General features: G+C 67.4%; 23 protein-coding genes and 2 pseudogenes. 5 read left to right on the forward strand and 20 right to left on the reverse strand.

The annotated features are described in order from the left end of the window. Positions 1-7: 7 nt before the first annotated feature. From G3I17_RS16495 to G3I17_RS16535, 10 genes and pseudogenes are all read right to left on the reverse strand, one after another. Positions 8-838 carry a siderophore-interacting protein gene (locus G3I17_RS16495; RefSeq protein ID WP_164597026.1) on the reverse strand — a complete coding sequence of 277 codons (831 nt, stop codon included), beginning with the start codon at positions 836-838 and terminating at the stop codon, positions 8-10. A gap of 78 nt (positions 839-916) precedes the next feature. Beyond that, the gene (locus G3I17_RS16500) at positions 917-2,017 is read right to left on the reverse strand and encodes a hypothetical protein (protein WP_164597028.1); all 1,101 of its coding nucleotides are present in this window, start codon (positions 2,015-2,017) and stop codon (positions 917-919) included. 206 nt (positions 2,018-2,223) lie between these two features. Beyond that, on the reverse strand, positions 2,224-2,955 hold the full coding sequence (locus G3I17_RS16505; protein ID WP_164597030.1) for a cation transporter: 732 nt from the start codon (positions 2,953-2,955) through the stop codon (positions 2,224-2,226). Beyond that, entirely contained in the window at positions 2,952-3,281 is a 330-nt protein-coding gene (locus G3I17_RS16510; RefSeq protein ID WP_164597032.1) for a metalloregulator ArsR/SmtB family transcription factor, read from the reverse strand. Before G3I17_RS16510 ends, G3I17_RS16505 begins: the two co-directional genes overlap by 4 nt. 236 nt (positions 3,282-3,517) lie before the next feature. Then, positions 3,518-3,934, reverse strand: a complete 417-nt coding sequence (locus G3I17_RS16515) for a VOC family protein (RefSeq protein ID WP_164597035.1) — start codon at positions 3,932-3,934, stop codon at positions 3,518-3,520. 88 nt (positions 3,935-4,022) lie between these two features. Next, positions 4,023-4,700, reverse strand: a pseudogene (locus G3I17_RS16520) (endonuclease); the annotation flags it as partial. 72 nt (positions 4,701-4,772) lie between these two features. After that, positions 4,773-5,237, reverse strand: a pseudogene (locus G3I17_RS40790) (DUF6359 domain-containing protein); the annotation flags it as partial. A gap of 60 nt (positions 5,238-5,297) precedes the next feature. Continuing rightward, on the reverse strand, positions 5,298-6,011 hold the full coding sequence (locus G3I17_RS16525; protein ID WP_164597037.1) for a hypothetical protein: 714 nt from the start codon (positions 6,009-6,011) through the stop codon (positions 5,298-5,300). Then, entirely contained in the window at positions 6,008-6,505 is a 498-nt protein-coding gene (locus G3I17_RS16530; protein WP_164597039.1) for a SigE family RNA polymerase sigma factor, read from the reverse strand. The genes G3I17_RS16525 and G3I17_RS16530 overlap by 4 nt, the downstream gene beginning before the upstream one ends. A 363-nt stretch (positions 6,506-6,868) precedes the next feature. After that, entirely contained in the window at positions 6,869-7,810 is a 942-nt protein-coding gene (locus G3I17_RS16535; RefSeq protein ID WP_164597041.1) for a glycoside hydrolase family 16 protein, read from the reverse strand. A 165-nt stretch (positions 7,811-7,975) separates the two neighbouring features. Here G3I17_RS16535 and G3I17_RS41645 point away from each other — a divergent pair, with 165 nt between their 5' ends. After that, on the forward strand, positions 7,976-8,680 hold the full coding sequence (locus G3I17_RS41645; RefSeq protein ID WP_164597043.1) for a GntR family transcriptional regulator: 705 nt from the start codon (positions 7,976-7,978) through the stop codon (positions 8,678-8,680). 17 nt (positions 8,681-8,697) lie between these two features. Here the strand turns inward: G3I17_RS41645 and G3I17_RS16545 are convergent, their stop codons facing one another. The 8 genes from G3I17_RS16545 to G3I17_RS16575 all read right to left on the reverse strand — a co-directional run bounded on the left by G3I17_RS16545 (position 8,698) and on the right by G3I17_RS16575 (position 16,080). After that, positions 8,698-9,447 (reverse strand): carbohydrate ABC transporter permease, encoded by a 750-nt coding sequence (locus tag G3I17_RS16545; RefSeq protein WP_203590345.1) that lies wholly within the window; start codon positions 9,445-9,447, stop codon positions 8,698-8,700. Between the two features lie 80 nt (positions 9,448-9,527). Continuing rightward, positions 9,528-10,415 carry a sugar ABC transporter permease gene (locus G3I17_RS16550; RefSeq protein WP_239062623.1) on the reverse strand — a complete coding sequence of 296 codons (888 nt, stop codon included), beginning with the start codon at positions 10,413-10,415 and terminating at the stop codon, positions 9,528-9,530. A gap of 88 nt (positions 10,416-10,503) precedes the next feature. Beyond that, positions 10,504-11,769 carry an extracellular solute-binding protein gene (locus G3I17_RS16555; protein WP_164597049.1) on the reverse strand — a complete coding sequence of 422 codons (1,266 nt, stop codon included), beginning with the start codon at positions 11,767-11,769 and terminating at the stop codon, positions 10,504-10,506. 294 nt (positions 11,770-12,063) lie between these two features. Further along, on the reverse strand, positions 12,064-13,170 hold the full coding sequence (locus G3I17_RS16560) for a DUF4185 domain-containing protein (RefSeq protein WP_164597051.1): 1,107 nt from the start codon (positions 13,168-13,170) through the stop codon (positions 12,064-12,066). 88 nt (positions 13,171-13,258) lie between these two features. After that, the gene (locus tag G3I17_RS16565) at positions 13,259-14,221 is read right to left on the reverse strand and encodes an ornithine cyclodeaminase family protein (RefSeq protein WP_164597053.1); all 963 of its coding nucleotides are present in this window, start codon (positions 14,219-14,221) and stop codon (positions 13,259-13,261) included. Next, positions 14,218-14,346 carry a hypothetical protein gene (locus G3I17_RS41650; protein WP_275402484.1) on the reverse strand — a complete coding sequence of 43 codons (129 nt, stop codon included), beginning with the start codon at positions 14,344-14,346 and terminating at the stop codon, positions 14,218-14,220. Before G3I17_RS41650 ends, G3I17_RS16565 begins: the two co-directional genes overlap by 4 nt. After that, positions 14,343-15,473 carry an aminotransferase class I/II-fold pyridoxal phosphate-dependent enzyme gene (locus G3I17_RS16570; RefSeq protein ID WP_164597055.1) on the reverse strand — a complete coding sequence of 377 codons (1,131 nt, stop codon included), beginning with the start codon at positions 15,471-15,473 and terminating at the stop codon, positions 14,343-14,345. Before G3I17_RS16570 ends, G3I17_RS41650 begins: the two co-directional genes overlap by 4 nt. Beyond that, complete coding sequence (locus G3I17_RS16575) at positions 15,457-16,080, reverse strand: PAS domain-containing protein (protein WP_164597057.1); 624 nt, start codon at positions 16,078-16,080, stop codon at positions 15,457-15,459. Before G3I17_RS16575 ends, G3I17_RS16570 begins: the two co-directional genes overlap by 17 nt. 77 nt (positions 16,081-16,157) lie before the next feature. On the opposite strand from G3I17_RS16575, the gene G3I17_RS16580 reads away from it, so the two are divergent. Further along, positions 16,158-17,102, forward strand: coding sequence for an LD-carboxypeptidase (locus G3I17_RS16580; RefSeq protein ID WP_164597059.1), 945 nt, complete (start codon positions 16,158-16,160; stop codon positions 17,100-17,102). On the opposite strand, the gene G3I17_RS16585 is transcribed toward G3I17_RS16580, so the two are convergent. Continuing rightward, the gene (locus G3I17_RS16585) at positions 17,099-17,884 is read right to left on the reverse strand and encodes a PrsW family intramembrane metalloprotease (protein ID WP_164597061.1); all 786 of its coding nucleotides are present in this window, start codon (positions 17,882-17,884) and stop codon (positions 17,099-17,101) included. The genes G3I17_RS16580 and G3I17_RS16585 overlap by 4 nt on opposite strands. A gap of 114 nt (positions 17,885-17,998) precedes the next feature. Here G3I17_RS16585 and G3I17_RS39835 point away from each other — a divergent pair, with 114 nt between their 5' ends. Together G3I17_RS39835 and G3I17_RS16595 are read left to right on the forward strand one after the other, a co-directional pair. After that, complete coding sequence (locus tag G3I17_RS39835) at positions 17,999-18,430, forward strand: PASTA domain-containing protein (RefSeq protein ID WP_203590302.1); 432 nt, start codon at positions 17,999-18,001, stop codon at positions 18,428-18,430. Between the two features lie 152 nt (positions 18,431-18,582). Then, positions 18,583-22,257: a S8 family serine peptidase gene (locus G3I17_RS16595; RefSeq protein WP_164597063.1), complete on the forward strand. Its 3,675-nt coding sequence runs from the start codon at positions 18,583-18,585 to the stop codon at positions 22,255-22,257. 37 nt (positions 22,258-22,294) lie between these two features. Here G3I17_RS16595 and G3I17_RS16600 read toward each other — a convergent pair whose 3' ends face one another. Continuing rightward, positions 22,295-23,275, reverse strand: coding sequence for a helix-turn-helix domain-containing protein (locus G3I17_RS16600; RefSeq protein ID WP_164597065.1), 981 nt, complete (start codon positions 23,273-23,275; stop codon positions 22,295-22,297). Between the two features lie 133 nt (positions 23,276-23,408). On the opposite strand from G3I17_RS16600, the gene G3I17_RS39840 reads away from it, so the two are divergent. Beyond that, positions 23,409-23,609, forward strand: a complete 201-nt coding sequence (locus tag G3I17_RS39840) for a hypothetical protein (protein WP_203590303.1) — start codon at positions 23,409-23,411, stop codon at positions 23,607-23,609. The last annotated feature ends 86 nt before the right edge of the window (positions 23,610-23,695 follow it).

Genomic DNA, 23,695 nt, shown 5'->3' on the forward strand with positions numbered 1-23,695 from the left:
GCCTTACTCAGTTGCCGGCGGCTGCCCGTTCCTTGCGGGCTGTGTCGGCCTTCTCGGCCTGCCAGCCGTCCTCGTTCTTGCCGAGCCGCCAATAGCCGGACAGCGAGACCTGGTCGCGCGTGAGGCCACGCTCGGTGAAGAGGTGGCGGCGCAACCGCAGTACGAACCCTGCTTCGCCGTGGACGAACGCCTGGACGTCGCCGGCCGGGAACTCCAGCCCCTCGACCGCCTTGACCAGGCCCTCGCCGCGGTCCGCGGTGGTACCGGCGCGGTGCAGGTAGGTCAGCTCGACATCGCCGGAGCCGCTGAACTTCTGCTCCTCGGTCTCGTCCTCGACCTCGATGAACACCTTGGCGTGGGCGCCCGCGGGCAGAGCCTCGATCGCGGTGCTGATCGCCGGCAGCGCGCTCTCGTCACCGACCAGCAGGTGCCAGCCGGCCGTCTCCTGCGGCGCGTAACCGCCGCCGGGACCGTTGAACCAGAGCTTGTCGCCAGGCTGGGCAGCCGCGGCCCATGGACCGGCGATGCCCTCGTCACCGTGGTGGACGAAGTCGATCGTCAGCTCCTTGGCGGCCTCGTCCCACGAGCGGACGGTGTAGGTCCGCATCGTCGGCCAGTGCTCGGAGGGGAGCTGCTCGCGGACGACACCCATGTCGAGCGGGTCCGGATACTCCACCCCCGGCTGCAGGAAGAGGAGCTTGACGTAGTGGTCGGTCGAGCCGTTGTCGACGAACTCGTCGCAACTCAGCACCACCCTGATCATGTGCGGGGTGACGCGCTCGGTCCTGAGGACGATCCCCAGCTTTGCGCGGCGGTTACGGGGTGCGGGGGTACTCACGCGAGCACGGTCCTCTCGACGGTCGGGCGGAATGAGTTAGGCATACCTAAGTCAGGCTAACCCACCCCGCCCAAACGCTCAGGTCCCGCGGATCACGAAGCTCTTGCTGACGCCTGCCTGGAACCTGTTGCAAGTGGGCAAGTACACGCGGTAGATGACGTTGCCCTTGTACGGCGGCTGGGCCAGGACGGTGAAGCGGCCGCTCTGGCGGACCGTGTCCAGGCTCACTCCGCGCCACCGGCTGGAGCCGTAGAGACGTTGTAGAGCCACTGGGCAGCGATAGGGCGCCCCCGCCACGGTGCCGTTGACGGGCACGATCGTCCCGACCCGCGCGGTGGTCTTCGACGGGGTGGCGCCGACGATGCCCGGCCGGAGCGGGAAGAAGCCGAGACCGAGGGTGTCGAAGAACTTGCCGCGTACCCGGACGCAGTTGAGCCAATCGGCAGTTTCAGCCTTGAACGACGTCACGAGGATGCCTGCCTTGTCGGTCAACCTCTGGGACGGGGCGTCGCCCTCCGCGCACAGGTTGTCGACCGCCACCTGGAGCAGGATCCGGCTGCCGTAGGGCTTGCCGGTCGCCGAGTCGTAAATCGCCGCCTTCACCTTGTACGCCGAACCGAACGGCACCACCCGCGGGAGCACCTGCACCGCCAGTTTCGGCTGGTGCACGCCGTTGACCGTGAGGCTCGGCCCGTCGAACGGCGTCTCGGTGAGCATGCTGCCGACATCGTCCAGCACGTAACCGGGGTACAGCCCGTAGACCTTGAAGGTCCCGTTCGCGGTCGAGGGCACCTCCACCGCGCCCGTCCAGGTGCCGTTCTTCAGTGTTCCGGCGGTCCGGGGCAGGCGACCGGCGACCATCTGATTCACCGCGCCGGTCCCGCCGGAGCGCTTCAGCATCACGACGAGCGTCATGCCCTGATCGCCCGGATCGTCGGAGTGGTAGCCGGCCTTGACCGTGACCGGTACGGCCACCCGGTTGAGCCCTGAGACGGTGACCGTCGTCCGGCCGAGGTCCACATCGCTGACGGTCAGCCTCTCATCGGGCGACTGAGCCACCCTGGGGACCGCCGTGGTGGTGGCTGTCGCTGTCGGAGCCGCGACCAGCACCGCCGTCATCGACATGACCGCCGTCAGCGCCGCTATTCCCACCCGCAACTTCCTCGCCCCTATGTCCATTTCCGCAGGATGACATAAGGCTCGGCAATTGCCTAGAGTTTCACTGTTGATTGTCCGGGATGCCATTCAGGATTGATTCTGTACTACCTTTGGATGACCAATAGAGAATCAATTCTGCATTTCCCGCAACTTTCTGCCCCGAATCTGCATCAAGTGTTCTGAGGGGTTCAGCGCCAGCTCATCCACCGGGCTGGGTAGCAGGTTGGCTAGCAGCAGCCGTCTGCGCAGGCGTGCCCGCTGGAGCCCGCCTTGGTGGGGGCGCAGCAGCCTTTGCCCTGCCAGGCCTGGATGCCTTCACGGAGGGCGATACCGGCGATGACGAGTCCGGCGATCGGGTCGGCCCAGGACCAGCCGAGGGTCGCGTTCAGCACCAGCCCGACCAGAAGCACCGCCGACAGATAAGTACAGAGCAGCGTTTGGGTGCCATCGGCAACTACCGAGTTGGATCCGAGCGCCCGCCCGGTACGCCGTTGCGCAGCCGACAGCACCGGCATCACGACCAGCGACGCGATCGCCAGCCCGATCCCGACCGTGGACGCGTCGGGCGTCGACCCGGTGACCAGCGACCTGACGGACTCGACGCCGACGTAAAGCGCCAGCCCGAAGAACGACAAGGCGATCAACCGCAACGCCCGCCGCTCCCGACTCTCAGGCAACGCACTCCGGAACTGCCACAGGATGATCAGCCCGCTCGCGACCTCAACGATCGAGTCCAGCCCGAACCCCACCAACGCCACCGACCCGGAGATGGTGCCGGCTGCGATGGCCACCGCAGCCTCAACCACGTTGTAACTGACACTCGCCCCGGCGAGCAGCTGTGCCCGTCGCCCGAGCTTCTTGCGCCTCGCGACTTCCTCAGCCGACGCCTGCGCCGTCACAGGCGAAGTGGTGAGCGGGAGCAGACGCGGCTCTCGGGCGGTGGTGGGGTGGTCGCTCATTGACATTCACCGGTGGCGTCGGGGCGGCAGCAGGCTGGGTCTACTGCCAGGACGACGTTGAGGAGGTGGGTCAGGGCGGTGCCGAGGGTGGGGTCGGCCAGTTCGTAGCGGGTGCGGCGGCCTTCTGGTTCGGCTACTACCAGGCCGCAGCCGCGGAGGCAGGCGAGGTGGTTCGAGAGGGATTGGCGGCTGACGCCGATCCGCTCGGCCAGGTCGGCCGGGTAGCTCGCGCCCTCGGTGAGGACGAGCATGACCTGGGTCCTGGTCGGATCCGACAACGCATGCCCGAAACGGGCCAGCACCTCACCGCGACTGATCGTGTCCACAGCGAGGATAGTACAGCAACCGATGTATTCAGCGGAAGGTGTATCGATCCGGGTTCGCTAGTGCGCTTGTAGGTTCGGTCCGTGGTGCGGCGGACTCAGGCGGAGTGATCCAGCCAACTACGCCGCCTGGTCCCTGCCGAGAGGTAGTCATCGCCGTTGCTCTGACACCAAATCGCTGACGATCCCATCGACCTGTATCGGGGTCGGTGCAGATCGATGGGCAGGGGTGGGGCAGTTCAGGTGGCGAAGACGTCTTCGTCGTGGGCGAAGGCCTTGAACTCGAGGGCGTTGCCGGCGGGGTCGTGGAGGAACATGGTCCATTGCTCGCCGGGCTGGTTCTCGAAGCGGAGGTAGGGCTCGATGACGAAGGGGGTGGCTGCCTCGCGGAAGCGGGTGGCCAGGAGGTGGAAGTCGGGGATTTCCAGGATCAGGCCGAAGTGGGGGACGGGGACGTCGTGGCCGTCGACCGGGTTGTGGATCGGCTGCTGGCGGGTGGGGGCCAGGTGGGTCACGAACTGGTGGCCGCGCAGGTTCCAGTCGATCCAGGTGTCGGAACTGCGACCGCGTTCGCAGCCGACCACGGAGCCGTAGAACTCCGCGGCGGCGGCGAGGTCGTCGACCGGCACGGCGAGGTGAAACCGGGGAATCGTCATCCCCCGACCATATGTCCGCTGCTTACGTCCGAAGAAGTGACGATGACGTCCCTCCAGTTCTTCGGACGTAAGCAAGAGGCGTGCGGGCTTACGGCCAGATCGAGGTGACCCATTCGGGGTGGTCGATGAACGGGTTGCGGTTGTGCTGCCAGGTGTCGAAGATGACCTGGTTGCGGCGCTTCTCGAACGTGTCCGGCGGGTCGGCCGCGCTCCACGCCTTCAGCACCGTGAGCTTGCCGATGTACGGCGCGGAGCCGTTGCCCACCGAGTTGTTCGGCTCCAGGTTCGGCCAGCCGTCGCCACCCTCGTAGCGCACCGCCATGTAGAGGATCATCCGCGCGACATCACCCCGTACCGCGGCCCGCGGCGAGAAGGAGTCGCCATCCGCGGCACACCCCGGGCACTCCGACACGGTGGACCCACCGTTGTCGAAGTCGAGGTTGCCGCGCGCACCGTTCACCGAGACGTCCTCGGGACGCAGGTGGTGCACATCCGTGCCGGGGCCGGTCGCGGTACCGAAGTCGCCGTGGGACTTGGCCCAGACGTGTTCGCGGTTCCAGTCGTTCACGCCGCCACCGTTGGTGGTCTTGCTCTGCGAGCGGCCGGAGTACAGCAGGATCACGTTGTTCGAGTTCGCCGGATCCTGGTCGGTGTCCTTGAGCGCGTTCCACACCTGGTCGTAGGTCAGCTTGGTCTGGCTCGAGATGATCGTGTGCAAGGCGGACTTCAAGGCCGCGCCGGTCTTGCCGGAGGCGGCTGCGTAGTAGTAGTCGCCCGGGTCCGGCGGATCACCCGGGTCGCCCGGATCCGAACCGCCCCCACCGCTGAACGCGGTCGGATCCTTCAGCCCCGCATGCGGCGTGAAGTACGGCGTCAGCGTCCCGGTGACGGTGATCTTGGTCCCCAGCAGACCCGGGTTCGTCTTCAGCCCGTACTGCGCCCGGAAGGCGCTCGGGATCTGCACGTAGAGCATCGACGCCGTACTCGTCTGCGAGGCGGAGTCGGCCAGCGCGAGCGCGGTGTCGGCGGTGTAGCTGCTCCGGATCACCGTGTTGGCCGCCGTCGGCTGGCCGACGACGTACCCCTCGACGGTGCCGACCGACCCGTTCTGCTGGCCGATCGCGGCACTCACGGTGAGGTTCGCCGTCGTCGCGGCGGTGGACGGAGTGACACCGAAGCCGATCAGCGCCAGCAGCACGCCGATGACCACAACAGGACGTAGTGAACGTAGGGCAGTCACGGCAATCTCCCAGGGGCGGTTGGGAACCACTGCATTGCCAGTCAGTCTGCCCGCCACACGCACCGGTTGAACGTCAAAACCGGGCAAAGTTTGTCCGACAATCCGGCAAACCCCGGATGACCGCTACTTCAGCTCGACTGTCCAGGGTCCGCCGGCGGCGACGATTCCCGAGGGCAGGTCGCTCTTCTGGCGGAGATCCTTGGTGGCGTAGAGCTGGTAGGTCCCCGGAGCGAGCCGGGCAGAACCCTCCAGACCGTCGGGAGTGCACTGGCGTGCGCTGAAGGATGTCGGCACGGTGATGGTCTGACCGGGGGCGAATTTCCACCCCTTTCCGGGTTGGGCTTCAACGAAGGTGCCGCCCACCACGACTCCGTCCTTGACAACCACGATCCACGGTCCGTAAGGGGTACCGAAGAGATCCAGCGATTTGCTGCCGGTGTTGGTCAGCTGGGCGTTGAACGGTCCGGCGAACCCACGGGCATCAACGGTGAGCACCTTGTCGTTCAGGTCGAGCCGCAGCGACGGATCGCCAGTGATCGCCCCGGTCAACGGGGACCCGCAGGCGAATCCCTTGACCCGGTCAGGTTTGAGGGTCACCGTCGGTACGGGATTCGGCGCTGCGACCGGCGGCTGCTTCTGGTCGCCGTTCGGCAGTACTGCGAACGCGGCCGCGGCGATCACCACCGCGGTCGAGGCGCCGACAGCAGCTGCCAGGCCCGCGCGACGACGGCGGCGGGAGCGGATGCGGGGGATCAGTGTCTGCTCGTCGACGGCCACCCGGTCGGTGCCGTTGGCGGCCACGGTCTGGAGAAGGTCTTTCAAGTCGCGGGAGGTCATCTCATGCTCTCTTCGGTCGTGCCGAGCTGAGCGGCCAACTTGACCCTCGCGTCGGCCAGATGGCGTTTCACCGTGCCCTCGGCGCAGCCCAGCTGCTCGGCGATATCGGGGACCGTCAGGTCCTCGTAGTACCGCAGTACGACGCAGGCACGTTGCTTGGGCGACAGAGTCGACAGCGCCTGCCTGACCTCGTCGGCGACGGTGGCATCCGCGTCCTCGTGCACGGGCGGCTCTACCAGCAGATGCCGGGACGCCGCCCAGAGCTTGGCGCGGCGGCGGCCATCGATGTACTGGTTGAGGATCGCTCGCCGGACATACCCCTCGAGCTGTAGTACGTCGCTGCCGAGCCGCAGCCGGCTGAACACTCGCAGCAGAGCGTCCTGCACGAGGTCGCCCGCTGCTGCCCTCTCGCCGGTCAGCAGATAGGCGTAGGACCGCAGCGCGGCGCCGCGAGCTGCGAGTAGCTCGGTGAACGCGTCTTCCCAGTCAGCCATGAGCACCATCCGTAGGTTTCTCTGTCAGCCATCATGACGAACAGGGACGGTGCACCGTTGGGGGTAGGCCGGAAGGTGTCAGCAGCGTGGGAGTTGAGTCGGTGGGGCGGGAGCGCTTGGCGCTCGGCCGCCCCACCTAGGTGTACGGGCCCCCATCAGCTCGCGGCGGCTGCCACGGGCTGCTAGCCCGTCCACCAGTGAGGCACCACTGGCGGGCGGCACCTCACCGACTGGTGGGAGGAGGACGGTGAAGTCCTTCTCCTACGGTGGCGTGGTGCGGACGCCGCTACGGACCGTACTCAGTCCGGAACCGATTGTCCATGGGTCATGGGAGCCGTCTCACCGTACTGACGGGTCACTGATTCAGCAGCTGATCGTGTCCGCGTGCGTCGCCCCGGCCGAGCGGTAGGAGTTCACCCGCGCGGTGGCCGTCGCCGGCGAAAGTACTTCGTTCTTCGCGTAGTACACCCAGTCCGCCGACTGCACGTAGGCGCTGGTACCACCGGTGTGCCCGGCCAGGTCGATGAACCACTGGTTGTAGTTGAGGGTCATCGGCCGGCGCGGGTAGACCGAGTGACCGTTGCCGTCGGTGGTGTGGTCGGCGGCGAGGGTGCCGTCGATGTAGTACTTGACGTGGCCGCCGCCGACCGTGGCGACCAGCGTGTGCCAGCCCGCGTGGCTGTAGTTGCGTGCGGCGCTGATCCGCCAGCCGTCGAACGGGTCGACCTGGTACGTGTTCCAGCTGGTGATGAAGTTGACCGGGCCGGTCTCGCCCCAGCCGCCGTTCGGCAGGTACTCCGAGATGTCGAGCTCGCTGTAGGTCGGCTCCCAGTCGTAGTCGAGCGGCGAGATCGTGTAGAAGGTCTGGTTGACGTGGTCGCCGTCGGTGCCGCTCGACGGGGTGTCGCTGAACTTGAACCGGGTCGCATAGGTGCCCTCGAAGAAGCGCAGATCGTTCTGCTGGACCTGGGACTGCGTGGTCCCGCCGACAGTTCCGTTGGTCGCGGCGCGAAGCTGCAGGGACTTCTGCCCGTCCACGGTCGGGAAGGTCACGTTGCTCGCGGTCCAGGTGCCTTCGATGCCGGGACCACCGCCGCCGGTCCGGACGCTCCACTTGTGGCCGGTGAAGTTGGGGTCGGTCCGGGAGCTGTAGTTGAAGTCGTCGAAGAACGCACCACAGGCAGCCGCTTTCTGCGCCTTCTCAGGGCCGGGGCGGGCACTCGCCGTAGTACTGGCACCGGCGGCGGCGAGAGCAGCCAGTACTACGGCTGTCGCGGTGATGCGGAGCTTGCGTGAACGAGCCATGGGGGTCACACACCTTTGTCTCGGGGCGGAGATCTCCTCATAAAGTGGTCTATCCAATTGGTCAAGTCAAGCCCTTGCCACGGAATGAACACGCTCACATAGGTAAAACCACTGGTAAGTATTGCTAGGGTTGCACTAGCCGCAATGCGATCCTGGAGGCGCCACATGAGAAGGACCGAGGCGCGGGACCGCCTGCTGCGTTTGATCGAGCTGCGCAACCCGGGTGAGGCCCTGCCGTCCGAACGCAATCTGAGCGAATCGCTCGGGGTGTCCCGCCCGACGCTGCGCGCGGCGCTGGACGACCTGGCCCGCGACGGGCTGATCATCCGCGAGCACGGCCGCGGCACGTTCACCAGCTCGCGCAAGATCCACCAGGCGCTCGAGCCGACGGTGGATGGCGACTTCCACGTACCGCCGGCCGAGGGCACGCCCTGGCAGAGCAAGCTGGTCAGCTTCGAGCTCGAACCCGCCGGCGCGCGGCTCGGGCAGCGGATGGAGATCTCACCCGGCGACCAGCTCGTCTCGGTGGTCCGGCTGCGGTTCGTCGACGGCGCACCGATGTGCATCGAGCGGATCCGGATCCCGGCCGCCTTCGTCCCTGGGATCACTGGGCGCGACTTCGAGGTCGGCTCGCTCTACGGGTTGCTGAAGGCGAGGTACGGGGTCGCCGCGAGAGACGCGGTCCAGACCACCGAGCCGACCGTGACCGACGCGCAGGAGGCCGCGCTGCTCGACGTACCGCTGCATTCACCGGCGTTGCTCTTCGAGCGCACGACGCGCGACGCGAACCGCGCCGTGATCGAGTACACCCGCTCCATCTATCGAGGAGACCGGTACCGGATCACGACGCGGTTGACCTTTCCAGACTGATACAGCCTGAAGGCTGACTAGCCCTTGACGGCGCCCGCGGCGACGCCGGAGGTGACGCGGCCCTGCAGGACCAGGAAGATCAGCAGGACGGGCAGCATGAACAAGGTGGCGGCGGCCATCGTCGCGCCCCAGTCCGTGCCGAAGGTGTTGCTGAACGACGAGAGCCAGACCGGCAGCGTGCGCTGGTCCTGGTTCTTGATGATCAGCAGGTTCGCGAAGGCGAACTCGTTCCACGCGGTGATGAAGCCGAACAGCGACGTCGACAGCAGGCCGGGTGCGAGCAGCGGGAAGACGATCCGCCGGAACGCCTCGAACTGGTTGCAGCCGTCGACCTGGGCTGCTTCCTCGAGCTCGACCGGGATGCCCTTCAGGAAGCCGCGCAGCGTCACGATCGTGAACGGCAGCGTCATCATGAAGTAGATCAGCGTCAGGATCGGCAACTTGTCCAGCATGTCCGTGTCGCGGGCGATCACGTACATCGGGATCAGCAGCGCCTCCCACGGCGTCATCTGGGCGATGAACACCATCAGGATGAACCCCTGCCGGCCCTTCCACTTCATCCGGCCGACGGCGTACGCCGCCAGGCAGGCGACCACCAGCGACAGCAGGACGGCGCTGATCGCGACCAGCCCGCTGTTGCGCCAGAAGGTCCAGAAGCCGTCCGCGTGCACCGCGGTACTGAAGTGCGTGAAGGTGACGTGCGTCGGGAAGAACGACGGCGTCTCGGCCTGGATCTCCCTGGTCGGCTTGAACGCGGTCAGCACCATCCAGTAGACGGGGAAGACCGAGAAGGCGAAGACGCCCAGGCCGACGAGGTTCAGCACGATCTTGCGGCTGAGGCGGGTTCTCACAGTTCGCCCTCCTCCTTGAACATCTGCCGGAAGTAGGCCAGCAGCACCACGGCCAGGATCAGCACCGTGACCATCGAGATCGCCGCGCCCAAGTCGTACCGGTTCAGCACGGTGGCGATCTGGTACGCGTACACGGGCAGCGTCAAGGTGGCGTCGCCCGGACCGCCCTGGCTGATCGCCCAGATCTGGACGAAGCACTTGAACACCCAGATCACCTCCAGGCAAAGGATCAGCCCGAACATCGGCCGCAGGATCGGGAAGGTGATCAGCCAGAAGGTCTTCACCGAGCCGGCGCCGTCGATCTGGGCCGCCTCGTGCAGTTCCTTCGGTACCGACGTCATCGCGGCGTACAGGGTCAGCGCCGCGAACGGCACCGACTGCCAGACGATCAGCAACACGACGATCGCGAACGTCGAGTTGCCGTCCGCGAACCACGCCTTACCGTCGAACTGCTCGAACCCGAGCGCGACCAGCAGCCAGTTGACGACCCCCAACTGGGACTGGAACAGCCACTGGAACACGGTCGTCGCGGCGATCACCGGGATCGCCCAGGCGACCACCAGGCCGCCCATCACGGCGAACCGCATCCACTTGCCCAGGGCACCGATCAGCAGGGCGACGAAGGTGGCCAGCACCATGATCAGGCCGACGTTGATCGCGGTGAAGACGAAGGTCCGGCCGACCACGCCCCAGAACTTTTCGTCGTTCAGGATCTTCGCGTAGTTGTCGAACCCGACGAACTCGGCGCCACCGCGGATCAGCTGGGCGATGCCGAACTTCTGGAACGAGATCAGCAGGTTGCGGACCAGCGGATACACCAGCAGGTACGCCGTACCGAGGACGGTCGGCGCGACCAGCAGGTACGGGAGGGCACGTTCCCACAGGGGTCGCCCCCGCCTGACCGAGACCGGCGAACCGGGCTCGGGGGCGGGGGCTGCTGTGGTCGTCTCTGCTTCAGCCACAGCCATAGTTCTACTTGGTGTTCAGGGCCTGGGTGATGATCGCGTCGGCCGCCTTGGCCGCGGCGGCCGGGTCACCGCCGGTCAGCACCTTGGTCTGGTACTCCTTGATCGGGTTCTTCGCCTCGACCGCGGCCCAGTTCGGCGAGTTCGGGGTGGCCTTGCCGTTGGCGGCACCGGCGGCCATTGCGGCGACGCCCTCGTCCGAGCCGACCGACGCGGCCAGGCTGGTCCGGTTCGGCACGTACTTCATCGTCTTGGCGAGATCGGTCTGCCACTTCTCGCCGGCCAGTTCCTTGATGAAGGTGTAGGCCGCATCCTGGTCGGCCGAGGCCTCCGGGATGATCAGGTCGGAGCCACCGGTGAAGACGGCACCCGGCTTGTCGGCGGTCTTGCCCGGGATCGGGAAGAAGCCCAGCTTGTCCTTGAGCGCCGGGTTCGCCTGGGCGATCAGCTCAGCGGCACCCGGGACGGCGATCATCTGCGCGACCTTGCCCTGCGCGAACACGTCGGTCTGGGTCGGCTTGGCCTCGTCGGAGTCCTTCGGGCCTTTACCGAGCGCCTGGATCTGCTTGTAGAAGTCCATCCCCTTCAGGGCCTCGGGGGTCTCCAGCGCGCCCTTCCACTGGTCGCCGTCCTTGACCGCGAGGTCGCCGCCCTCGTCCCAGATGAAGCCGGACAGCACGTAGAAGTTCTGGCCGGGCAGGTAGATGCCCTGGTTGCCGCCGGTGTTCAGCTTGGCGGTCGTGGACAGCCACTCCTCGCGCGTCTTCGGCGGGGCGACCTTCGCGGCGGCGAAGAGGTCCTTGCGGTAGACGACGACGCGGTTCGCGGCGTAGTACGGGATGCCGAACTGCTTGCCCTCGTACAGACCCGGGCCGGCCAGGCCCTCGATCCAATCGTCGCCCTTGAGGTCGGACTTCTTGTCGGTCAGGTCCTTGACGCCACCGCTGGCCGAGTACTGCGCGACCTGGGTGTTGCCGACCTCGATCACGTCCGGCGCGTCCTTGCTGGCCAGCGCGCCGATGATCTTCGGGCCGATCCCGTTCCATTCCTGGATCTGGACGTTGGCCTTGATGTCCGGGTGGTCGGCGGCGAAGCCGGCCTCGAACCGCTTCAGGAAGTCGTCGGAGACGCTGCCCTTCATCAGCCAGACGTCGATCGTCTTCGGGCCGGAGTCGGCGGCGCTGTCCTTGGTGTCGTCGGAGGACCCACAAGCTGCGAGTGCTGTTAGCGATAGAGCCGCAACTGCGGCGACGGCAAGGGAACGGAACTTCATCGGATCACCTCTGGCGAAGTAGCCGGATCGGCCTCCGGCTGACTGGTATGAACCTGTCGTTCAGTGGTGGAGAGAATCGCCCAGGTTCTGCTGACCAGTCAATAGTTCAGGAGGATCCGTTACTAAGTCGTGAGTGCTCTCTCTCGCGGAAACCTTGCCGAAACCTGTCGTTTCCGAGCAAGTACCGCATTTCGCGTTGCGCAATACGCAACAGACCACTTTCCTGGGTGGTTAGTTGTTTACCGGACCAGTTTAGTTGGCAGGTAACCACTACCACCCGCTCGCGGGCGGCGGTCAGAGACTTCCGGCGTACTGACTGACGTGGTAGGCGGTGCTGTGGCCGGCCGGATCGCGGGTCCACTTCGACACCATCAGATGCAGGCCGTTGGCCGCCTTGGTCGACCACGGGTGGATGAACCCGCCATACAGCGCCGGCTCCTGCGCGAAGGTGACCTGGACCTTCTCGTTCGTCCAGGCCTGGTCCGGGCCGGTCGCGGTCCGGGTCACGATGCTGCCGGTGGCGCAGTTCAGATAGGCCATCGCCCAGGTGCCGTCGTCCAGCCGGCGCACCGAGGGCTCGCCGAAGCGTCCGTTGAGGATCGGCGAACAAGGCCTGCCCCAGCCCCAGTTGCTGCCGTTCCAGCCCCAGCCCTCGTAGGACTCCGGGGAGAACAGACGATCCCAGGGGACCCGGCGCAGCATCATCGGGCCGTCCTGGCGGCCGGAGCGGACCGAGAACACGTAGACGTAGTCGCCTGACCGCTGCATGGTCCACATCTGGAACGGGTCGAGGTTGTCGCCGCTGTTGAACCACTTCAGGTTGGTCCGGACGAAGTCGTTGCCGTTGTCGGAGTAGGCCAGACCGGCGTACCGGGATTTCCATTGCGGGCCGTTCGGGCCGGCCGAGTTCCAGTTCTCGATGCTCATGTAGGAGACGAGTTGCCGGCCGGTCTCGGGGAAGCTGATGCCGTCGTTCGGGATCACCGTGACCTCCCAGAGGCCGTCGATGCCGATCCCGTTGTGACCGTTGTGCATGATCTCGGGCGCCCGGCCGTTGCCTGCCACCTTGGCCGCACTGTCGAAGACGATGCCGCCGGCGGCACCCGGGTGGACGGCGGAGCGCAGCATGACCGGGGATCGCCAGTCGTTGTTCTGCTGCTCCGGCCAGGGCGTGTTGAAGGTGTCGCCGAACAGGTAGCCGATCGAACCGTTCTCGAGCACGTATGGGATACCGAGGTCGGTACCAGCCACTTGCCAGCGGCTGTTGGTGTCGAGGTCGGCGCCGGTGACGCGCTTCTTCCAGGTGGCGGCTTGCGCGGTGGCGGGCGCGATCAGCCCCGGGACGACCGTCGCGCCGACTCCGGCCGCCGCGATGCTGCCGAGAACTGTCCGTCGTTTCATGAGATGCCTTCCAGACGTCGTGAGGGGCGGTGACGACGTGTCACTGGTCGACTACGAACCTCGCAGAAGTCTCGGGATCAGGCCAGACCTATTCGACCAGCGTCGAAAATCGATTTCCCACCACCGCAGAAGCCACCGCCGCATCCGTCGCCCCGACCCCGGTCAGATCAGCAATAGACCGCGTACTCCGCACAGGAGACCGCGTACCGCGCGCAGGCCGGCCGTCGCGCAGGACTGCGGGACCGTCGCGTAGGACTGCGCCGACCGCGTGGTCCGCGTTGGGGCGGATGATGCCGGCGCGGACTGCGTTGCCGAAGTCGCCGTGGTGGAGGCATTGGTCGTGATCGTCGGTGACGACCAGGGCGTCTGCGAACAACTCGACCGGCAGTTCGTGTTTGCCCGGCATGTCGGTGCCGATCCCGGTCACGTGTAGGGCGTTGCGGAAGGCCTCCGTGGGCAAAGGCGATCGGGCGGCTGTCGTCGTGATGACACAGGGCGCCCCTCCGCCTTCGAGTGCGTCGGCTCGCGCTTCGAGTCCTTCGTTCTCGAAGGCTTGGCACAGGCGTTCGGCTGCTTCCGGGCGGCGGCCCCAGACGCGGATGCGGTTGATCGGGCGGAGTTTGCGCAACCAGGTCACCTGCAGCAGGGCTTGCTCGCCGGTGCCGAGAACCGCTACCTCGTCGATCCCGGGTGGTGTCATCGCGTGTGTGATCAGGGCACCGGCGGCCGCAGTACGCCAGGCCGTCAGCATTCCCTCGTCGGCGAGCACTGCCGCTGGTACGCCGGCGGTCGCGTCGATGACGAGGATCAAACCGTTGTTCACCGACGCGAACGTACTGGCGATCTTCACCGCGAAATGCGCGGAGCCCCCGACATGACCGGCCTTCACATGGCAGTCCCCGGCGTGATCCGGAAACTCCAGCACCATCGGCGGCGGCACCGACGTCCGGCCTTCCGCGTGCGCGATCAAAGCTTCCTTGACCGCTCCGAAGATCACCTCAGGCGTGGCTATCGCGGCGATCTCAGGTAGTCCGATCACCGGCAGGCTCATCGCTGCTCCTCCAGCTCAGTCAACTCAGTCAACCCTGTCAACTCGGTCAACTCAGTCAGAGCGGTCAGCTCAGTCAGCGTGGCGAGGTCGGTCAGAGCGGTCAGAGCGGTCACGGGTGAGGTCATCGGCGCTTGTCCAACCAGGTTGACCATTCGCCCAGGGCTTCTTCGGGGGCGAGGCGGCCGACGCCGACGCGGAAGCGGTCGGGTGGAGTCTCGGTCAGGTCTGAGTGGTAGATGCTCGACGGCAGCAGCAAGACACCGGCTTGCTCAACCAGCTCGGTGCACATCGCCTCGACGCCGTCCGCACCGAGATAGCGCGGATAGCAGACGCAACCACCTTGCGGGCGGTCGAAAGCGAAGAGGTCGGGATAGCCGGCGAAGAACTCCTCGAACAAAGGCAGGTTGGCCGCGACGATTCCCCGGTTGCGCTCGAGCAACCGGTCGCGGGCGCGGAGTCCGATCAGTGCGAGGATCTCGCTCGGCGCGGAGTTGCAGATCGAGGTGTAGTGCTTGGCTCGCTCCAACTTGTCCAGCAACGCGCGATCCCGGCAGGCGATCCAGCCGATCCGCAGGCCGGGCAGTCCGTACGCCTTGGACATCACATTCAGCGAGAGCGCCTTCTCCGACAGGTCGGCTGCCTGCGGCAACGACGGCCGGTCGAGCTCGAGCCCGCGGTACACCTCGTCGCTGAACAGCGTGATCCCACGCTCGTCACACAACCGCACCAACCGCTGCCAGGTCGCGGGATCCGGCACCGCGCCGGTCGGGTTGTTCGGGAAGTTGACCGACACCAGCTTGGTGTTCGGCCGGAGCGCGCGCTCGACCGCGTCGAGATCGAGCGACCAGTTGCTCTCGGCAACCAATGCGACGCCGGTGACCTCGCAGAGGGACAACGGGATCGTCTCGGCCGCCTGGTAGTTCGGCGTCAACACGACGGCGTGGTCACCGGCCCCCAGCAACGCATGCATCGCCAGGTAGATCGCCTCTTCGGCGCCGGCGAAACACATCACGTCCTCCGGTACGACGACGTCGTACGTGCGGGCGATCTCCTCCCGCAACGCCGGCAGGCCGCGCGTCTCGGTGTAGCCGAGCGCGAGCGTCTCCCAGCGCCGCCGGCCGTCCTCGTCGGCGAACTCGAGCAGCTCGGACATCGCGATCGTCTGCGCGTCGGACGCGGTGAGGTGGTAGCGGGCGTTGAACTCCCACCGCGAGAAGTACGTCTCCAGCTTGAAATCAGGCAGGGTCGGCATCGTTCGGCTCCTTCCGGGCCTCGGCGATCAGCTGGTAGAGGGCCGACCGGGAGATCTTCAGTGCGCGGGCGACCGCCGGCACGCCGCGCCGCTGACTGAGCACGCCAGCCTTGTCCAGCTGGGCGAGCAACTCCAGCCGGTCCTGCTTGGTCAGCCGCTCGACGGTGACGCCGCGGCGCCGGACGTGGTCGCCGACGATCTCGTTCAGCGCCTCGGACCAGTCGTGCTCGAACAGCACCCGAGGCTGACCGACCACCGGCGCGGCGAACGCGGCCAGGATCCGGCTCGCCTCGTCGAAGGCGGTCCGGTCGACGTTGATGCAGAGAACGACATCGGGCTTGCCCTCCTCGTCCCGCAGTACCGCGCTGACGCTGGACAGCCAGCGCCCGTCGGGCAGCGACTTCGGATAGGGGCCGTAGACGTCCATACCGGTCTCGGTCACCTCTTGCAGCTCACCGAGCAGCGACGGATCACCGACCGACCGCCCCGAGATCGCATTCCAGATCCCGATCACCTCGTCCGTCACCGGGTCATGCAGCACGACCTCGGCATGCGGTGAGAGCAACCGCGAGATCGCGTCGCAGATCGGAGCCAGACGATGAACCATGAGTGGACACTACGTCCACCATGGACAAAGTGTCCAATCCCGCGAAACTGTCGGACCCCTCGGTCAAGGTGGGGAGCATGCCGACGGCCACTCATCGCGCCCCCGTCCTCGCGCCACGTCTCAAACCCGGCGACCGGGTCCGTTTCGTCTCTCCCGCCAGCACGCCCGACCGTGAGTTGGTCGCCCGAGGCGCTGCACTGCTGACCGGGTGGGGGCTGCAGGTCGAGATCGCTGAGCACGCGTTCGACGAGCTCGGCTATCTGGCCGGCACCGACGAGGACCGGCTGGCCGATCTGAACGACGCCTTCCGGGATCCCGGTGTCCGCGCGGTCTTCGCGACGACCGGCGGCAAGGGCGCCTACCGGATCGCGGACGGCCTCGACTTCGCTGCCGTCCGGCGTGATCCGAAACCGCTGGTCGGGTTCAGCGACATCACCGCGCTGCATCTGCCGCTGTGGAAGGAAGCCGGTCTGGTCGGCATCCACGGGCCGTTCATGAACTGGTGGGCGCCGTACTTCGACGCGGGTTCGATCGAAGCCTTCCGCCGGGCGTTGATGACCACGGAGGAGATCGTCGTGCGTCAGGATGCTGCTGAGCTGAGTGCTCCGCTGACCGGCGGCCACGCGGTCACCGGGTTTCTGCTCGGTGGCTACCTCGAGGCGGTCCGCGGCGCCGTCGGCGCCGATCTGGAAAGTCTCGACGGCGGGATCCTGCTGCTCGAGGTACCCCGCGGCTCAGGTCTCGGCCAGGTCGACCGTGGCCTCACCCAGCTCCGGAGATCAGGCCTGCTGGCGGGGCTGCTCGGGGTCGCGGTGGGCCAGATCACCGGGTTCGAGGACGATCTGATCAACGGCTGGGGCGTGCTCGACGTACTCCGCGACGGACTGACGAAACTCGGGGTGCCGATCCTGGGCGGCCTGCCCATCGGCCACGGCCGCAACCCTGCCACCGTCCCGCTGGGCACGGTGGCGACGATGGATCCAGTGGGCGGCACCCTCAGCGTTGCCGCTGGGGTTTGTTAGGCGGGGAGTGCGTTGTCGGCGCGCTGGGCGTGGCGGAGGCCGGTGAGGAGGAGGCCGATGCTGATTGCGCCGACGATCGCGTAGGTGAGCTTGCCGCCGATGCCGTCCCAGGTGGTGTGTAGTGCGACGGCGACGGCGTACGCCCCGAGGAAACCCAGGAATCGCTTGCCGGTCGGGGCGACTGCGAAGCGCCAGAGGCCCCAGCAGGTGATGCCGGTCCAGGAGGCGTGCCCCGCGGGGGACAGCAGCCCGCGGATGAAGAGCGATTGCTCGGCCGCTCCTACGTTGCCACCCGACTGCAGTAGCGCGACGAACGCGTAGCCCATCGTCTCCAGGACGGCGAACCCAGTACCGACTGCGACGCCGATCACGATGCCGCTGCCGATCGAGCGGCGGTACCGGTGGCCGAAGAACAGCACCAGGATCGCGGGCACGACCAGCTTGGCCGCCTCCTCGATCAGGCCGACACCGAGCATCGGGAGCGCCCCGAGCTTGCGCATCGCGTCGTACTCGAGCAGGCCGGCGACCACCACGCCAACGACGCCACCGAAGAGCAGCGCGCCACCCAGCGTGGGCCCGTCGATCAGCCAGCGACCGGAGCGGCCGGCCGCGAACATGACGAACGTGAGCGGTACGACGAGCGCACCGAGCAGGATCATCGTGGGGAAGAGGTTCGGGTTCCCGGTGTCGGTCAGCACGGCCAGGACGAGCAGGTAGAGCCCGCCGCCGATCACGAACGTGCCAACCCAGGCCCACCTGCGCACCAACTGCTGTGCCGTCATAGGCAGATCCTGCACCCGGTACGCGGCCGGCGCACTCCCTCGCGACGCGTGTCCCGTTAACGCTCGGTTGCGGTTGGCGTCGCTGAGTAGCCTCGAGGGGAGAGGGGTCGCCACATGAGAGTTCTCTGGTGCGTACCGGTGCTGCTGCTGGCCGCGGGTTGCGCCGACCCGCAGCCGTCGCTCCCGGCGGCGACAGTCACCGTCACGGCGAGCCAACCCCAGCCGACGGCAACCCCGACGCCGCCCGCACCGACCCCCACGGCATCGACCGCACCGACGACACCGACACCGGCCAAACCGCCCACTCCGCCGCAGACGTCGCGCAGCGCGGTAGTACCGGCTGTGGTCGGGCTCAATCATCAGCTGGCTCAGGACACCATGCAGGCCGCGGGCTTCTATTACCTGACCGAAGAGGACGCCACCGGCCAGGGACGGCTGCTGGTCAATGACCGCAACTGGGTCGTCGTCACCCAGTCGCCGGAGGGCGGTACGACCGCCGCGCTCGACTCCAAGATCGTCCTGCGGTCGAAGAAGATCGGCGAATAACCGGCTGTTCGCGCGGAATTCGGCGAGGTGGCGCGGTTGCGCCATGTCCCACTAACGGCAGTGCTGGACAGCGCACGGACGCGGGTTCCGGTTGCAGACTCACTCGGTAGAGGTGCCCTTGCCCCTACGCCTCTCGAAGAGGAGATCTGCCCATGTCCTCCCCGATCCAGCCCGCCGTCACCCTGGCGGCCGTCCTGGCGCTCAGCGTCGCCGCGGTCATCCCCGCAGGTGCTGCGCCGCCTCCGACCACTCCCAGTACTCCGCGCGCGACCGGCCTACCGGCTGCGAAGTCCTCGATCGTCACCCTGATCACCGGTGACGTCGTCGAGGTCAGCGACGCCGGCGGCGGCAAGAAGGCCGCCAGCGTTCGCCCCGCCCCCGGGCGCGAGCGGATCGCCTTCCACACCATCGAGGTCGACGGCGGCCTGCGCGTCCTGCCGAGCGACGCCGTGCCGTACATCTCGACCGGTGTACTCGACGCCGACCTGTTCGACGTCGACGAGCTGATCGCCGACGGCTTCGGCGACTCGGCCGCGAGCGCCCTCCCGCTGATCGTCCGGTACGCCGACCCGTCGGCTGCCCGGGCCCAGTCGCTGGCCGGTACGACGACCACCCGCACGCTCGACTCGATCGGTGCCGCGGCGGTCCACGCGGACAAGGACGAGCTGCCCGCGCTGTGGAAGTCGCTCGAGCCGACCGGGAACGCCCGCGCCCTGAGCCGCGGGATCTCGAAGATCTGGCTCGACGGCAGGGTCCGCGCGAGCCTCGACAAGAGCGTGCCGCAGATCGGCGCACCCGCCGCGTGGCAGGCCGGCTTCGAGGGCAGCGGCGTCAAGGTCGCAGTACTGGACACCGGTGTCGACGCCACGCATCCCGACCTGGTGGGCAAGGTCAAGGACGCCAAGGACTTCTCGGACAGCCCGACCGGCCCGGAGGACCACTTCGGGCACGGCACCCATGTCGCCGCGACGATCGCCGGTACCGGCGCTGGAGCGGGCGGCACGCGGAAGGGCGTCGCGCCGAAGGCCGACCTGCTGATCGGCAAGGTTCTCGGTGACGACGGCTACGGCTACGACTCGGGCATCATCGCCGGGATGGAGTGGGCCGCTGAATCCGGCGCCAAGGTAGTCAACATGAGCCTCGGTGGCGGTCCCACCGACGGTACGGACCCGCTCAGCGAGGCCGTCGACCGGATCACCGCCTCGTCGGGCACGCTGTTCGTGGTGGCCGCCGGCAACGACGGCGCCGACCAATCGATCGGGACCCCCGGTACTGCGAAGTCCGCGCTCACCGTCGGCGCCGTCGACCGCAACGACCAGCTGGCCGACTTCTCCAGCCGTGGCCCGCGACTCGGCGACAACGGCGTGAAGCCCGAGATCACCGCACCCGGCGTCGACATCGTCGCCGCCCGCGCCGCCGGCACCGATATGGGTGCGCCGATCGACGCCCTCTACACCGCAGCCTCCGGTACTTCGATGGCGACGCCGCACGTCGCCGGATCGGCCGCGCTGCTCGCCCAGGCGCACCCGGACTGGAAGGCGGACCAGCTCAAGAACGCGCTGGTCAGCACGGCCAAGACGAACCAGGACCAGAGCGTCTACGCGCAGGGCTCGGGCCGGGTGGATGTCGCCCGCGCCGTCGCACAGAAGGTGTACGCGACCGCGACCGCCGACTTCGGCCTGGTCAGCGCCGGCTCGACGAAGACGATCACCTACCGCAACGACACCGCCGCACCCGTCACGCTGACGCTCTCGGTGGATGTGGACAACCTGGACTCGAAGCAGCCCGAGACGGACGCGTTCACGGTGCCGAGCAGCGTCACGGTGCCGGCCGGCGGCAGCGTCGACGTACCGCTGACGCTCGACCCGGCCAAGCTCGTCCGCGGTCTCTTCAGCGGCTGGATCGTTGCCACCGGCCCCAACGGCGTGCTGACGCACACCGCGGTCGGCACGCTGAAGGCCGGCCCGACGCACACCGTCAAGCTGCGCGCCGTCGGCCTGGACGGCAAGCCCACCGGCGTACCGGTGATCAGCTTGTTCGGTGACAACTCGCGCTCCGACGTGCTGGCGTGGATCGGGGACGGCGCGGAGTACACGGCCGAGGTGGAGGAGGGCACGTACCTGATCCACTCGCTGGTCGAGGACTACAACACCCAGGACGAGAAGGTCAGCCTCTTCACCGACCCGAACATCTCTGTCACCAAGGACACCGAGATCGTCATCGACGCCCGCAAGGCAGTGCCGATCACGATCACGACGCCCAAGCCGTCCGAGCAGCAGGCGGTACTGAGCTACTACGTGCATCGCGTGTACCCGAACGGCCGCAGCATCAGCCACGGAGTCATGCACTTCAGCACGGTCAAGCAGGTCCTGGTGACGCCCACGAAGCCTGTTGCCGCCGGCAGCTTCGAGTTCTCCTCCCGCTGGCAACTGGTCGCACCGATGGTGCACACGTCCATCCCCGGCATCAGCGGGCCGCTGGACATCAACCTGTTGCACCAGTCGCCGTCGTTCGAGGGCAAGAAGCGGTTCGCCCTGGTCGCACCCGGTGAGGACCTGCGCGGAGTCAAGGGCGCCATCGCCGTCATCAAGACCCGCGAAGACGGCGACGAGAAGTTGCAGATCGACGCGGCGGCCAAGGCGGGTGCCGCGGGCATCATCCTGGTCCGGCCGGCGGACTGGTCTGCATGGACGGTCTGGCGGCCGACCGGAGACCGGGAGCCGATCCCGGCACTGGTGACCGGTAGCAACGACGGACAGAAGCTGCTCGACCGGGCGCGGAAGGGGCACGCGACGATCGACCTGACGCTGACCACCTCGAGCCCCTACCTGTACGACGTACAGCAGGTGTCGAGCGGGTCCATCCCGAAGAAGATTGACTACAAGGTGACCTCGGCGAACAGCGCGCGGGTGACCACGTCGTACGCCGACAACGGCGGCTTCAACTGGGCCAAGGAGCAGCGGTTCGGCTGGCGGCCGTGGCAGGAGTACTCCTGGAACGACGACCAGCGGTTCGTCCAGACACCGAAGGTCCGCGAGGAGTGGGTGACCACCGGCGACTCGCTCTGGCAGCACAAGGTGCACCACCTCTGGACCTGGAGCGACATGGGTCCGCTGCAAGGCGGGCTGACGTCGCTGCCGCGCAGCTACAAGCCAGGGGTGTCCGACGAGACCTGGTTCGGGCCGGTGGTTCGGCCGGCGGCTGCTCCTGGGATCGTCTCCACCCGGACGGGCGATCGGCTGTCGCTCCGAGTGCCGTCGTTCGTGGACGCTGACGGGCACTACACCGTTGGCGAGACGACCGCTGCTTCCGCTGTTCTGAGCCGTGACGGTGCCGTGGTGTCAGAGTTGCCGGACGCGTGGGAAGACGTGATCACGAGCGGCGGCGACGCGGCGTACAAGCTGGATCTGTCGACGGAGCGGAAAGACACGGAGGGGGAGTGGAACTGGGCGACCAGCACGCGCACCGTCTGGGACTTCCGGTCCAAGCAGGCTCCGACCGACAAGGCGGTAGCGCTGCCGCTGCTGCAGGTCGGGTACGACGTACCGGTTGATCTGACCGGGCGAGTGGCCGCACGGCCGCACGTGATCGGGTTCAACGTCCACCAGCAGGCCGGTGCGGCTGCTGCGCGGTCCACCTCGCTGCAGGCGTCGGTGTCCTTCGATGAGGGCAAGACCTGGCGGCGGATCATCACTGTCGGAGCACTGGGTCACTACGTGGCCGTAGTACCGGCGGGCAAGGGGACTGTGTCGCTGAAGGTTGTTGCTGGCGACAACGCCGGCAACAGGGTCACCCAGACCGTCATCAGGGCCTACGGGCTCAAGTAAGTGCCGGCTGTAGCCGGGGCTCCCTCACGGGCCCCGGCTACAGCCATTTACGGCGGGCTACTTGGAAGGCCAGGCCGGTACGGGTGTCGACGCCGGCAAGGGCCATCAGGCGGTCCAGGCGGCGCTGGACTGTCCGGCGGCTGATGCCGAGCTGCGACGCGATCGACTTGTCCGGCACTCCGGCGACGAGCAGGGACAGCAGGAAGCGCTCGTTGTCGTCCAAGCCCTCTGGGTCGGGCGCCGCACCCTCAGACTGCAGTCGCACGGGAGTCGCTGCCTCCCAATGGCTCTCGAACAGGGCGAGCAGAGCATCCAGTAGCTGCCCTCTGCCGATCACTGCGGCCGTGGGCTCGCCGATACCCGCCTCCTCGTCTCGTACGAGCGGGCAGACGGCAGTAGCGCGGTCGACGATCGCCAGTCGCACAGGGAGCGTCGGCAGTGCCCGTGCCTCCTCACCCCAGCTGATGCCCTCGGCGATGGTGTCCAGCTCGCCCGGAGTCTCCAGCAGCGCCCGCTCGTAGATGGCCCGGTAGCGGACGCCACGGCTGAGGGCGCCGTACTCCTCGGTGTTCTCCGCGCCCTGCATGGCCAGTGGGTTGGCGCGGCAGAACCAGAGGATCTCCGTGCGAGCAGACTCCTGCAGGTCGCGGAGGCGATCCCGCAGCGGAGTAGCGCCGACGATCACCTCGACCAGATGGTGCGCGTCCCGGCGGCTGGCGCTGGCGCGGTACTCCTCGCTCAGCGACGCCACCGTCTTCCGGGCGGACTCAAGCGACTCCTGTCGCCGTAACAACGTTGTACCCAGGGCCACGTCAGGCGGCAGCGGACGAAAGACCGGGTCGTCGCCCGGCTGGACCGTTACGAGGCCCTTGGCCTGCAGCCGCTGCAGCACCTCGACCGCCTCCTGCTGCGGCAGCCGGGCGACCTCGGCGAGCTCCGCCGACCGCGCGACCGACAGGCCGACCAGCAGCCGGTACGCCTGCTCCTCGTCGGCGTCCAGCATCGATCCGTCGTGCATCGGGCCCACCTCCTCGAAACTCCACCTAATCGTGGCACCGAAGTGCCGTCACGAAATCCGGATCACGGCGTCACTACCGGTGAAAGACGCAATCGCGGACCTCCCGCCCGAGCCGCCATCGAGAGAGATCACCATGAACTGGACGGACTACGCCGGCCTCGCCGGCCTGGTTGCTGCCGCGGTACTCGCCTGCTGGACGCTGCTGGGCACCAACACCACCACGCCTCACCGCGGCACGCCACGACATTCCGGAATTCCGCCTCAAAACCGTGCGCTCGCAGGCCGCCACCGAGCGCCGGCCCACCGCCTCCTGGCCCGCCTCCGGCTTCGCTGACGGGGCGCGCCTCTCACACCTCCACCCCAGCACGCGCCCTACGGGAGGGTCGCGCTGGGGTGGAGTTTGCTCGCCCTACCCGGCCG

Origin of the sequence: Streptomyces sp. SID13031, from assembly GCF_010548305.1 — a bacterium.
GTDB lineage: Bacteria > Actinomycetota > Actinomycetes > Propionibacteriales > Kribbellaceae > Kribbella.